General features: G+C 30.0%; 12 protein-coding genes. All 12 read right to left on the bottom strand.

Annotation, left to right across the window (positions count from 1 at the left end):
- Positions 1 to 72: 72 nt before the first annotated feature.
- The 12 genes from mglC to HMPREF9709_RS08445 all read right to left on the bottom strand — a co-directional run bounded on the left by mglC (position 73) and on the right by HMPREF9709_RS08445 (position 12,817).
- On the bottom strand, positions 73 to 1,098 hold the full coding sequence (gene mglC, locus HMPREF9709_RS08390) for a galactose/methyl galactoside ABC transporter permease MglC (protein WP_005399184.1): 1,026 nt from the start codon (positions 1,096 to 1,098) through the stop codon (positions 73 to 75).
- 9 nt (positions 1,099 to 1,107) lie between these two features.
- On the bottom strand, positions 1,108 to 2,607 hold the full coding sequence (locus HMPREF9709_RS08395) for a sugar ABC transporter ATP-binding protein (RefSeq protein WP_005399185.1): 1,500 nt from the start codon (positions 2,605 to 2,607) through the stop codon (positions 1,108 to 1,110).
- A 61-nt stretch (positions 2,608 to 2,668) separates the two neighbouring features.
- Positions 2,669 to 3,703 carry a galactose ABC transporter substrate-binding protein gene (locus HMPREF9709_RS08400; protein WP_005399186.1) on the bottom strand — a complete coding sequence of 345 codons (1,035 nt, stop codon included), beginning with the start codon at positions 3,701 to 3,703 and terminating at the stop codon, positions 2,669 to 2,671.
- Between the two features lie 259 nt (positions 3,704 to 3,962).
- Positions 3,963 to 5,324 carry an NCS2 family permease gene (locus HMPREF9709_RS08405; RefSeq protein WP_005399187.1) on the bottom strand — a complete coding sequence of 454 codons (1,362 nt, stop codon included), beginning with the start codon at positions 5,322 to 5,324 and terminating at the stop codon, positions 3,963 to 3,965.
- Positions 5,325 to 5,463: 139 nt separating this feature from the next.
- Positions 5,464 to 6,285, bottom strand: a complete 822-nt coding sequence (purR, locus tag HMPREF9709_RS08410; RefSeq protein WP_005399188.1) for a pur operon repressor — start codon at positions 6,283 to 6,285, stop codon at positions 5,464 to 5,466.
- Positions 6,286 to 6,387: 102 nt separating this feature from the next.
- Complete coding sequence (locus HMPREF9709_RS08415) at positions 6,388 to 6,582, bottom strand: DUF4177 domain-containing protein (RefSeq protein WP_005399189.1); 195 nt, start codon at positions 6,580 to 6,582, stop codon at positions 6,388 to 6,390.
- A 104-nt stretch (positions 6,583 to 6,686) separates the two neighbouring features.
- Entirely contained in the window at positions 6,687 to 8,378 is a 1,692-nt protein-coding gene (locus HMPREF9709_RS08420) for a class I mannose-6-phosphate isomerase (RefSeq protein WP_005399190.1), read from the bottom strand.
- An 11-nt stretch (positions 8,379 to 8,389) separates the two neighbouring features.
- Positions 8,390 to 9,352: a Gfo/Idh/MocA family protein gene (locus HMPREF9709_RS08425; RefSeq protein WP_005399191.1), complete on the bottom strand. Its 963-nt coding sequence runs from the start codon at positions 9,350 to 9,352 to the stop codon at positions 8,390 to 8,392.
- Positions 9,345 to 10,169: a Cof-type HAD-IIB family hydrolase gene (locus HMPREF9709_RS08430; protein WP_005399192.1), complete on the bottom strand. Its 825-nt coding sequence runs from the start codon at positions 10,167 to 10,169 to the stop codon at positions 9,345 to 9,347. Before HMPREF9709_RS08430 ends, HMPREF9709_RS08425 begins: the two co-directional genes overlap by 8 nt.
- Positions 10,170 to 11,084: a class I mannose-6-phosphate isomerase gene (locus HMPREF9709_RS08435; protein WP_005399193.1), complete on the bottom strand. Its 915-nt coding sequence runs from the start codon at positions 11,082 to 11,084 to the stop codon at positions 10,170 to 10,172.
- A 50-nt stretch (positions 11,085 to 11,134) separates the two neighbouring features.
- Positions 11,135 to 11,974, bottom strand: coding sequence for a PTS system mannose/fructose/sorbose family transporter subunit IID (locus HMPREF9709_RS08440; protein ID WP_005399194.1), 840 nt, complete (start codon positions 11,972 to 11,974; stop codon positions 11,135 to 11,137).
- A 15-nt stretch (positions 11,975 to 11,989) separates the two neighbouring features.
- Positions 11,990 to 12,817, bottom strand: a complete 828-nt coding sequence (locus HMPREF9709_RS08445; RefSeq protein ID WP_040463938.1) for a PTS mannose/fructose/sorbose/N-acetylgalactosamine transporter subunit IIC — start codon at positions 12,815 to 12,817, stop codon at positions 11,990 to 11,992.
- Positions 12,818 to 12,825: the final 8 nt, after the last annotated feature.

Here is a 12,825-nt window from a genome sequence, read left to right on the forward strand (position 1 = left end):
CAATCAGCATTATTCTAAACACTTTTTTACCCATAAAAATGGGACTATTAAAAAACAGTCCCATGTATTGTGTTATTTCTTTTGTATATATTTTCTTGAGTCTATTGCTACTGCGGCGATGATTAATACACCTTTGATAAGTAGTATCCAATAACTGTGGATACCGATAAATACTAAACCATAGTTTATTACTTGTAATAGTATAGTACCCAAAACGATACCGGAGATTTTACCAACCCCACCACTAAAGGATACACCACCTATTACGCAGGCGGCGATGGCATCAAGATCGTAGTTTGTACCTGTTACAATGTTTGCATTACCAATTCTTGGTGCTTCTAGGAAACCTGCTATACCGTACATAATACCAGCTATTACGAATAATATCATTATATTTCTTTCTACATTGATACCTGATACTTGTGCAGCTTCTGGGTTACCACCGATAGCATACATATTTTTACCTAATACTGTTTTATTCCATATTACCCACATAATGGCGCACGCAACAAACGCATAAATAACTAAATATGGAATCTCTATAAAGCCTAAGTTTAATCTACCCACAACAAGATTTCTATATGATTCTTTAAATCCTGAAAGTGGTTGTGCTCCCCAAGGAGAAGCTGAAATGAATGCTTGAAGTAATGAGTAAACAATTAATTGTGTACCCAATGTTGCGATAAATGCATGTATTTTTAGTTTTGCTACTCCAAATCCATTTAATAAACCAAATAATCCACCAACTATAATGGCTGCTAAAAACCCAACAATAATTGGCATTTCAGGAAGATTAGGGAAATATTTTTGACTCATGCTTGCTGATTGAAGCAATGCTGTAGATACAGCTGCAGTCATACCTAATATCCTACCGGATGATAAATCTGTACCAGCTAATATAATAAGTCCACCAACACCAAGTGACATAATCAATTTTGTAGAAGCTTGACTAAGCATATTAATTATATTAACAATTGATAAAAAACTTGGTTCTTTGATAATAATATAAGCTATAAGACACAAAATAACTATAATTAAACCATTCTCAATAAAAAATTCTTTTATATCAAATTTTTTCTTTTTATTCACATTTTCCATTAATTACCTCTATAAATATTTAGTAGCTAGAGTCATTACCTTCTCTTGATCTAATGCTCCGACATCTTCAATACCTGCTACTTTTCCATTACTCATTACCATTATACGATCACATATACCAAAAAGTTCAGGCATCTCTGATGATATTACTATTACTGATTTTCCTTCTAGTGCTAGATTTATTATTAATTGATATATTTCATATTTAGCACCTACGTCAATCCCTCTAGTAGGCTCATCAAGTAAAAGCACTTCAGGATTTGTTAGTAACCATCTTCCCATAATAACTTTTTGTTGATTTCCTCCTGAAAGACTCCTTATCTGAGTTCTAATACTTGGAGTTTTTGTTCTCATCCATTTTATCGACTCTTCCGTATCATCTTTCATGAGTTTATTGCTTAAAAACGGTCCCTTTTTATATGATTTAAGATTGGATATTACAGAATTAAATAGTATTGATTCCATTGGAAATATACCTGTTTTTCTTCTCTCCTCAGTTACAAGGGCAAAACCATTTTCAATAGCTTTTTTCGGAGTAGAGTTATCTATCTTTTTACCATTTAAATAGATTTCTCCGCTTTCAACAGTTCTATATCCAAATATTAACTCTACTAGCTCTGTCCTTCTTGATCCTACCAATCCAGAAATTCCAAATATTTCACCTTTTTTCACACTAAATGAAACATCTTCTACCGTATCTCCATACTTTCCAGTTAATCCTCTAACTTCTAATAATGTTTCTCCTGGAACATTATCTTTTGGAGGATATACATTTTCTACTTTACGCCCAACCATCTTAGCAATTATATCATTGATTTGAAGATCAGCCGCATTATCAGTTGAAATGTATTGTCCATCTCTCATAATTGTAACTTCATCAGAAATCTCTAAAATTTCACTCATTTTATGTGAAATGTATATTATACCTACACCACGATTTCTTAATGTATTGATGATATCAAATAAAATCTTTACTTCCTGATTAGTTAGAGAAGATGTAGGTTCATCTAAAACCAATATTTTCGCGTTGTATGATACGGCTCTTGCAATTTCTACAAGCTGTCTTTGTGCAACTGACAGATTCCAAGTTAATGTCCTGGGATTTATATCAATATTTAAATCACTAAAGACTTCTTCACAATAATCGTACATAGCTTTATGATTTACAAATCCATGTTTTGCTGGCACTCTTCCAAGCATCATGTTTTCCGCTACATCACGCTTCATAACCTGATTTAACTCTTGGTGCACCATGCTCACACCATTTTCCATGGCATCTTTCGGATTGTTAAAATACTTCTCTTCACCTTCGATATAAATACTTCCCGCATCTTTTTTATAGATTCCAAAAAGTACTTTCATCAATGTTGATTTACCAGCACCATTTTCGCCCATTAGCGCATGAACAGTACCCTTATGTAATGTAAAATTAACATTGTCGAGAGCTTTTACACCCGGAAAATATTTACTTATATTTTTCATTTCTAATAATACATTTTGTTCGCTCATTTTTTCTCCATTAATTTAAAAAATAGGCACACAGGCTAGTGTGCCTATTCTATAATAGAAATTATTTTGTAATTTTTTCGTAGTCCATTCTTACTGAAACTTTATCTTCATAAATCTTATAATCTGTACCATCAGTCCAGTTTTTTCCAGCAAGTTTGTTCAATATTAAATCAATTACACCTTTAGCCATTGTTTCACTATTTTGTTTTACTGTACCAGCCATTTCACCAGCTTCGATATGTGTAATAGCTTGTTCTAGAGCATCTACACCATATACAGGTATTGTTTTTGCAGGATCTCCAGAGTTAAATCCGATTTCTTTTAATGCTGATACAGCACCAAACGCCATACCATCATTGTTTGCAAAAATAACATCAATATCATCTTTACTCTTAGCTAACCATGCATCAACAGCTGTTTTTGCTTCGTCTGTATTCCAGTTAGCTACTTGCATACCAACTTCTTCAACTTGTATATTGTTATCTTTTAATACTTTAATTGATTCTTCTGTTCTTGCTACTGCTTCTGCGTTATCTAAACCACCATGTAGCATAACATATTGTAATTTTCCATCACCATTTCTATCTGCTTTATCTTTATTTTTATTCCAATAATCTAAAGCCATTTCTCCTTGATAAATTCCTGCTTGAGGAGCTACTGTACCGTAGAAAATCATTTGTTTTAAATCTTCTTCTTTAAGTGATGAAGTAATATCTCTATTCCAAAATACTGCAGGAATCTTAGAGTTTTTTACTTTTGAAATTACTTCTTCTGCAGCACCAAAGTCAACGATATTGATTAATAGTGCGTCTACATTTTTACTAATAAGTGCGTCAAGTTGTTCGTTTTGTGTTGATTGGTTTAATTGTCCGTCAACAATTTCTAACTCAAAATTATTATCTTCTTTGTCAAGTTTTTCAAAAGCTTGTCTTACTGTAGCGATATAGTTATCACCACCGTTATAAATTAAAAGTCCAAATTTCTTTGTCTTTCCGTCTTTAGATCCGCCATCACCACTCTTTTGGTTACATGCAACTAATGAAAAAATCATTACTAAAGATAAAATAAATGCCAATATTTTTTTTGTTGATTTCATATCTATCAACCCTCCTAATCATTTTATATACATATTATATTCGTTTTCATAATTTAAGTCAACCGAGATATTAAAACTATATGTAAACGTTGAATTTTAGCTATAGTTAATAATATATTACACTAAAAATCGTATTCAACTTTATTGAAATTATAATATTTTGGCATAAAAACTAATTAATTTTGCAAATAAGAAATGATAAAAAAAAGATGATGTGCAGAATAGATTTAACTAATCTGCAACATCACCTTATACTAAATTATTGAGTTATAAATCTTAATAAAATAAAGTTTAAGATAAATAAGAATGATACAATCCATAGCAATGGATGAACATCTCTTGCTTCTTTTTTAACTGTTTTTACTAAGCAATAGAAAATAAATCCTGTAGCGATACCATATGAAATGCTATATGTTAAAGCCATAAATATTCCTGAGAAAAATGCTGGAATAGCTTCTGTAATATCATCCCATTGTACTTCAGCAAATGATGCGATCATTAAGAAACCAACTAATACTAGAGCTGGCGCTGTTGCCGCTGCAGGTACTGCTGAAATGTATTTTGCAAAGAATGCACTTAATAAGAAACAAATAGCTGTAACAACTGAAGTTAGCCCTGTTTTACCACCAGCACCTATTCCGGCTGCTGATTCAACAAATGTTGTTGTGTTTGAAGTACCAAAGATAGCTCCAATTGATGTTGCTGTAGCATCTGCAAATAGAGCTTTGTCCATTTTTGATGAAAATCCTGGTTGATTTTCAAGGGCTCTTTCGTCTTCTTCTGAGAAAATACCTGTTCTTCTACCTGTACCGATAAATGTACCGATTGTGTCAAATGTATCTGACATTGAAAATGCAAATATTGTAATCAACACTAAAGGCAATTTTGAAGCATCTGTGAATAATGAAGGGATACCTTCTTTTGTAAATATTACTCCAAATGTTTGAGGCAATTGTCCAATAGCTTGTGAGAATCCCATAGTATCTGCTGTTGATGTTACTCCAAAAGGAATACCGATTATTGTAGTAGCGATGATTCCTATGAAAATACCACCTTTTACTTCCAATAAATGTAAAATGATTGTAAGTACTAAACCAATTAAAAATACATAATAAACTGGTTGATTAATTACTGATAATGCTGGGATACCTTCATTGAAATTTATCAATCCAACATTGATAAATCCTAAATAAGCAATAAATACACCAATACCTCCACCAATAGCATTTTGTAATGAATTAGGAATAGCTGTGATTATTGTTTTTCTAATCTTTGTAACGGTAATAAATATATTAATAAGTCCACAAATAAATACCATTGACAAAGCTTGTTGCCATGTAAATTTCAATTGGAAACATACAGTAAATACAAAAAATGCATTTAATCCCATACCTGGAGCTTGAGCATATGGCACATTTGCAACAAGTCCCATGACTAATGTTCCAATTATTGCAGCAATAATTGTTGCAATAAATACTGCACCCCATTCCATTCCTGTTTTTGATAAAAGACCTGGATTTACAGCTATGATATAAGCCATTGCAAAGAATGTTGTAATCCCTGCCACAATTTCTTTAGAAACGGTTGTGCCGTTTTCTTTTAGTTTAAAAAACTTTTCCATTAATTATCCTCCATTTGATAACCGATTTTGTTACATCAAAAAGTATACACTAAATACGAACATTAATCAATTATTTTTTAATATCGTTCGTTCTTTAACAAAATAAAAAACGAGCAAATTTTGCTCGCAATTTTTTATATTATTTATCAAATATTGTTCCCTTTTGAATGTCTATTTTACCGGTATCAGGGTCCATCCCTGTAATCAAAACTAATGATTTTGTATTTAATTTTTGTGTCAGTCCCTTATCGTTAAACTCGCAAATTACATAAGATGCAACAACTTTTGAGTTAAATATCTCAACGATAGATGCCATACCATTTATAGTACCGCCGCCTCTAAAGAAATCATCTACTAGCAAAATATTGGAATTTTCCTTTAAGCTTTCTCTACCAATCTCCATATTTTTTACTAAATTTGGCGCTGATTGCGACTTATATTTTACAGATACTGTAGATCCTTCAGTGATTTTACTCTCTTTTCTAGCAATTACAAATGGTATACCTAATTCCTTAGCTACAGCTTGAGCTACGCTAACTCCTTTTGTTGCAACAGTCAACACATAATCAATCTTTTCACCATAATGCTGACTAGCAATTACTTTGGCAATATTTTCCAAATATTTAGGATTTGTAATTATATCTGATAGATAGAAATATCCACCAGGCAAGATTCTTTTAGGATTATCAAGATCATTGATAAGCTCTTCAACATACATTTCTTGTATCTCTGGTTTTAACTTTGGAAAATAAATTACACCACCATTTGAACCGACTATAGTTTCAATAATACCAATATTGTTATTTTCAAAAGTTTCTTTAATAATCGCTAAATCTTCACTAATAGAAGACTTTGCTGATTCATATTTAGTTGTAAAATCTTTCAACGAGAACATCTTATTTGGATTATCTAATAAAGTGGCTGTCATATCCACTATTCTTTCACTTCTTTTTAGTTTCACTATACACCTCTTTGTCTTTTGTTAATTATAACAAAAAAATCAAAATAAATATAGTGAATGTTCGTGTTTTTTATAAAAAAGGCAAATTTTTTAAAAAAATTTTTATTTTTCTTCTTTGTATTCAAAAATTAAATCTAAAATAGTGATTTTTCCATTCGGATTAATCTTTACCGGCATATATCCTACATATCGATATCCTTCGGCAGCATTTTCATCAATTATTTCTCTATACTCTTCAAAAATATTGCTATACATTGTATATTCTTTATTAAGTGTTACGTATTTGTATTTGTACATGATAACCTCCTAAGTTACAACTACTAAACTTATTATACTTAAAATATAATATTCTTAAAGAAAAAGCAGAGAATTTAAAATTTCACTCTGCCGTTTTCAATATTTTATTTTATAAACGCTTTAATAAAAATTACTCTTTCTTCGTCTTCCCCTGGTTTAAGTACATACTCTTTAATATTTTCTGGAATGATTACAGTTTCTCCATAATAAATCAAATAATCGTCGAATTCTCCATTTAAAGATGAAATTATAGCGCTATCACCCTCAACTAAATTAAGAACATTTACACTATCATATGTTACTTGTTTATATTCTTTTGCTATGGTTATCCTTCTTGTCTCGATATCTTCGAGTTTATGAAGTCCTGTTTTTTCTTCCAGCACATACTTACCATTATTAATAATCTTAAAATCATTAATCAATTCTTCTTTTGCAAAATCATAATCTACCTTTTCATTAATTACATTCTTTCCATGCTTCAAAGAAATAGGTCGTGGCTTTCCATTTAAATCCAATCTATTCCAATCCCAAAGCTTAAATGTAAATCTATTTTGTGTTGCACTTATTTCCAACACTACAGTATTCGCTCCACTAGAATGAATAGTACCAGCAGGTATCAATATATGATCGTGTTTTTTTACTTTAAACTTATTTATATATTTTTTATCGTCAAATACATTTGATTCTTTTGCTTCCTCTAAAGCTATAAACAGTTGATCTTTAGTTATTCCATTTTTCATTCCCAAATATACACTTGAATCTTCATCTGCGTGAAAAACATAATAACTCTCATTTTGAGTATATTTTAGGCCAAAACTTCTATAAGCATAATCTAATGTAGGGTGAACTTGTAAACTTAAATTCTGACCTTTAAATGTATCTAGCAAATTAAATCTAATAGGAAAATCAGCTCCATATCTTCCAAAAACTTTTTCTCCTAATAGTTCAACAGGAAACATAAATAACAAGTTATTCCCAGGAATTTCAATTTCGTGTTCTTCTTTTTTCGCCAATATACTATTTTCTTCTAAAACTCCATCGAATATCCATGCCAAATTAACCTCATTATATTGTAATTCAAATTTGTTTTTTAAATATTGACCTCCCCAAACTCCTGGAGCAAAAAAGGGAACTAATCTAAATGGTGTATTTACAAATTCTTCTAAAATTGTTTTTAAATCATTTAGACTGATCATTTTAGACTCTCTTCCTACATCATCAGATATATAATAATCAAACTTATTTAAATTATTTATTTTAATTTGATCAGCAGCTGGCCATTCAAAAAAATATGCTCTTTTTAACTTTTGGTTACTATTCATTTCCTTAGTAACTTTCCAATTGTTTAAGCCATTTATATAATTTTTTTGTATATTTTGTCTAGTTATGTCTACATAAAATTTTAAGTCTGATTTAAACAATAACCCCGCAAGTATACCTATAAATATGGTTTTTCTTTTGTATTCATAACTTTTTATTTTTTCATTATCGACAAAATCAGAAAAGGAACTTCGAGATATTCGCCCAAATTGAGGATCATCTGTTAAATCTAAATTTATAATATTATTTATTTCTTTAGTATCAATAAAAAATTCATCAGTGTTTACAATATTCCAATGTGGAAAATTTTCTTCTAATTCCTTTATCCAAATCTGTTTGTTTATTCCAGGATAAGTTTCAAAAGCAATAAACTCTAAATCATTAATTGTAGAATTTATGAATGAGAATATTTGTTTATATCCACACAAAATTTCAATATCCGATTTTATTTTTAAAAAAGGTCTTTGTCTATACATTTTGTCTCCTATTATATATCTTCGTTGTACTCAAGTCCCCAAAGTTTTCTTACATTATCCATTACATCTAAAACATCAATTGTATATTGCAAAAATTCATTTTTTTCTGACTTTTCTAATTTTTCAGATATTGTTTCCATTTCATACTTAAATCGGTAATTATGATTTCCAATTTTTAATACTTCTTTTTCACCACCTATTTTATATAATGCCGCTTCATCAGCTTGAGGATAATCATTAATCTCAATATATCCTTCTTCATAAGCAATGACCACCCTTTTAGGCATTTTAGCTCTAAAGGTTAAAGATATAGTCGCTAATTCATCTTCTTTATTTTTCAAAATTATAGCAGATGATTCGTCAACACCAGTATCATGAATATTAACTGTAGTTTTAATTTCTATAGGCTTACTTATGAAAAAATACCTCACTAAATTAAGAGCATATACTCCTATATCAAATAAAGCTCCTCCTGCTAATTCTTTTTTGAAAAAGTATCTTTCATTAAAATTTTTATAACTTCCAAAATTAGCTTGAATCATTTTTAAGGGACCTAACTTTTTCTTAGATATCCATTCTTTTATTTCCTTATATAAAGGCATATAATGTATTGTCATACCTTCAGCTAAAAATAGATTTTTTGATTTTGCTAGTTCCACACAAATTTTTAATTGTTCCGAATTTAATACAATTACTTTCTCAGCTAGAACATTTTTTCCAGATTCCAAAGCTAACTTTATATACCTATAGTGTGTATTGTGAGGGGTTGCAATATATATGATATCTATCTCTTCATCTAAAACAAATTTAGAGTAATCATCGTATACATTTTTTATAGAATGTTTTTTTGCAAATTCTTTTCCTTTTTCTAAACTTCTAGAACATACCCCATATAAATTCGCTTTTTCTCTATTAAATTGTGTACAAAACATATTTGCGACACCGCCTGTACCAACAACCGCCCAATTAATCATTACTTTTCTCCATTTCAATTAATTTTGATATTATTTTTGCCACTCCACTTTCATTATTACTCGGTCCTACATAATTAGCTTGAGCTTTTATTTTTTTTGAAGCGTCTAACATAGCATAACTTGTTCCAGCTATCTTGAACATCCCAATATCATTTTGTTGATCCCCTATTGCTACAACTTCTTCTTTGTTTAAATTCATACTTTCTACCACTCGTCTTAAGGCATGTCCTTTATCAATATTTTTATTTAATATCTCTATATAATTATCAGAACTAACAACAATACTATATTTCTGAAAATAATTTTCAGGTATGTTTGAAATAATTCTTTCAATTTCATTTTCTTCCGCGGTAATTAACGCTTTTGTTATTCTCTTATTATTAATAATCATATCTTTAGTTTGAAAATATATTTTTAAAAATGAAATATAAGCATCCTCAATAGTATATTTCCCAATAGGATTCTTATAGGTATAAATCTTGTCATCACCTACAAAATGTATATCAAATTCATCCAAAGTTTCTTCTAGATCTATAATCTCTCTAATTTGATTTTCTGTTAAAAAATCATCCACTAAAATCTGTTTAGTTATAAGATTATAAACTGTAGCTCCGTTGTTACAAATTAAATACTCTACCACTCCATTTTTAAACTTATCTATATATGGTTTTGAAGCTTCATAACTTCTTCCTGTAGCAATAACAATTTCTACTCCTCTATCAAATAACATTTCTAACGAATTTATATTATCTTCACTCAAATTTTTATTATCATCTAAAAGAGTACCATCCATATCTATTGCAATTAATTTTAACATCTACTTCTCCACAAAATATAGCTTCGGAGTCGCAATCACAACTTCTTCGGCATTTTCTTCTATATTAATCGTTTCATTAGGTAAGACCAAAATACTCATACCTCTATTAATTTCATAACCTTCTATTCTCATTGTTCCTTTTGTAACTGTTATAGCTTGAGCTATAGCTTCAGAATTTGTATATTCTTTTTTTAATTTTGTTCTTTTCAGAGAATATGGTTTTGATTCAATATTAATATCTTTATTAAATTTCTCAATTTTTACTTTATTATTCGTATTCAAAGTTTCAATCGCATCATTAAGATGTAGTTCCCTTTTTTTGCCTAATTTATCAACTCGATTATAATCAAAAAATCTATAAGTTATATCTGTAGATTGTTGTATTTCATAAACTAATGAACCTTTTGTAAGCGCATGTAAAGTACCAGATTCTATATAAACAATATCTCCTTGATTTACATCTACTTTATCCACAACCTCTTCATATTTTCCTTCTAGTATCTTTTCTTTTATAATATTTTTATCTTTTAATTTTGATTGAGCATATATCCATCCTTTTTCTGGTTTTTCAATAAAGTACCAAGATTCACTTTTTCCAATATCTTTATTTTCTTTTGCTTTTGCATATTGATCAGTTGGATGAACTTGTATACTTAAATCACTATCTCCTGCTGTAAAGGATATAATAACCGGATAGTCAACCCCTTCCGGTAACCCAAATTTTTTTGGATTCTTTTTTACCGCTGTATACAAATCATCATTTTCATCACCATAAATTATTTTAGTTTTTATTTCTTCAATCCCACTTACACTATAAACTGATCCTATAGTTTTTATATTTTTATCTCCTGAATAAGCATATAATCTGTTTGTTCCCCATATTTTATTATTAGAAGTTGTACTCAGTATAATCATGTTTCCTCCTTAAGGAAAAAAGCATCTAAAATAGATGCTTTAATTTTTTTTTAAAATATTCCTATTACTACTCCAATTGCAATTATTGCAACTAAGGCTAAAATAACTTTTGTTGCTGACATTCTCTTTTTATTAATCATCCAATATGAGAATAATACGGATGCTAATGGAAGTAATTTTGGAAATATTCCATCCATTACTTCTTGTAAAGCTTTAGTTTCCTCACCCATTGGTATTGAGATTGCAGTAGTTAAGTTAATATTAGAAGCTGCTAAGGCTCCAACAACCATAACCCCAACAACATTAAACGCTGTAGTTATTCTTTGAGCATTTTCTCCAACCAAAGTATCTATTGAATTTATTCCTAGTTTATAACCATACTCAAATGATAAATAACTTATCAATGGTCCAATTATTCCATATGCAAATATATAAAACAAAGGTCCTAAAGCGCTGCCTCCAACCGCAAGCCCCATTCCTATTGATAATAATGTTGGAACTATAATTCCTTGTATAATTGAATCTCCGATACCAGCTAAAGGCCCCATTAATGTAGTTTTAATATTTACAGGCATTTCTTCAGGTATGTCTTCTCCTAATGCTATTTGTTCTTCCAAGGACGTTACAATACCATTAACTAGTTGACCAGTTTGAGGTTCTGTATTATAAAACATTGAATGTCTTATCATCAATCTTCTTGCAGCTTCATCATCATCCTTATAATATTTTTTAGCGAAGGGAATAAATGCATGTGCCCAAGCATGAGCTTGTAATTTTTCATAACTCATTGAAGCTAAATGCGTAAATCCCCATCGTCTCCAAATTTGTTTTCTTTCTTTTTTTGTTAGTCCTGTTTTTACATTATCATTCTTATTAATTAATTCGCTCATTTTCCACCTCACATATTAAAACAGATCATCATCTTCATAATAACTAGTTTCTTCAGTTGTTCTATTAGATGTTGTAACCAATTGTCTTCCTGTTGCTAAATATACGATATATGCCACTAACATAGAAATTAATACCACTGGAATCATTGGTAATCCAGCAAATGTAGTCAATGCAAAACCAACCATAAAATAAATAAAATGAATTTTTTCCTTAATAACAATATTCATTAACATAGCAATACCAACAGCAGGTAAAACCCCTCCTAAAATTGATATTATTTTAGTAATTACTTCTGGAGTATTATTAAGTAACCAATCTACCAATGGTTGACCAAAATAAACAGCTAAAAATACTGGAACTGCTCTAAATAAAAATGTAGTTATTGAAGGTCCATAGATATGATTAAAAGTTATACCTTTATAATCTAAATTTTCTGCAGCTTTTTGAGCTCTATTATTCCAAAATGAATATGCTGCCATTCTAGTATTATAAAATATTAACCCAAAAGTTTGACCAATCAATATAGATAGAGTAACAGCAATTGCCGGATTACCTCCCGTAGCCATCGCCAAACCTATTCCGCCGTAAGAAGCATATGTAATTTCACTATTAGTAGCACCTCCTGTTGAAAGATTAGCAATAAATACACCTTGTACAGCAACTCCACATAATACCCCTGCAGTTACATCCCCAAATGCTAATCCCATTATTAAACCAGCTACTAAAGGTCTACCAAGTATATAAAAACTTCCTGTTATACCAAACGCCCAAGGAGTTTCTATCGCTCCAAGATAACAAAATATACCAGCAATTATTGCAGGTATTAATAAATTCATTTCCATAATTCCCC

Origin of the sequence: Helcococcus kunzii ATCC 51366, from assembly GCF_000245755.1 — a bacterium.
Classification (GTDB): Bacteria; Bacillota; Clostridia; order Tissierellales; family Peptoniphilaceae; genus Helcococcus; species Helcococcus kunzii.

Bases quoted from the DNA above. Each gene is read 5' to 3' on its own strand.
- mglC (WP_005399184.1), bottom strand. From the start codon at position 1,098: ATGGAAAATGTGAATAAAAAGAAAAAATTTGATATAAAAGAATTTTTT.
- HMPREF9709_RS08395 (WP_005399185.1), bottom strand. From the start codon at position 2,607: ATGAGCGAACAAAATGTATTATTAGAAATGAAAAATATAAGTAAATAT.
- HMPREF9709_RS08400 (WP_005399186.1), bottom strand. From the start codon at position 3,703: ATGAAATCAACAAAAAAAATATTGGCATTTATTTTATCTTTAGTAATG.
- HMPREF9709_RS08405 (WP_005399187.1), bottom strand. From the start codon at position 5,324: ATGGAAAAGTTTTTTAAACTAAAAGAAAACGGCACAACCGTTTCTAAA.
- HMPREF9709_RS08415 (WP_005399189.1), bottom strand. From the start codon at position 6,582: ATGTACAAATACAAATACGTAACACTTAATAAAGAATATACAATGTAT.
- HMPREF9709_RS08420 (WP_005399190.1), bottom strand. From the start codon at position 8,378: ATGTATAGACAAAGACCTTTTTTAAAAATAAAATCGGATATTGAAATT.
- HMPREF9709_RS08425 (WP_005399191.1), bottom strand. From the start codon at position 9,352: ATGATTAATTGGGCGGTTGTTGGTACAGGCGGTGTCGCAAATATGTTT.
- HMPREF9709_RS08430 (WP_005399192.1), bottom strand. From the start codon at position 10,169: ATGTTAAAATTAATTGCAATAGATATGGATGGTACTCTTTTAGATGAT.
- HMPREF9709_RS08435 (WP_005399193.1), bottom strand. From the start codon at position 11,084: ATGATTATACTGAGTACAACTTCTAATAATAAAATATGGGGAACAAAC.
- HMPREF9709_RS08440 (WP_005399194.1), bottom strand. From the start codon at position 11,974: ATGAGCGAATTAATTAATAAGAATGATAATGTAAAAACAGGACTAACA.
- HMPREF9709_RS08445 (WP_040463938.1), bottom strand. From the start codon at position 12,817: ATGGAAATGAATTTATTAATACCTGCAATAATTGCTGGTATATTTTGT.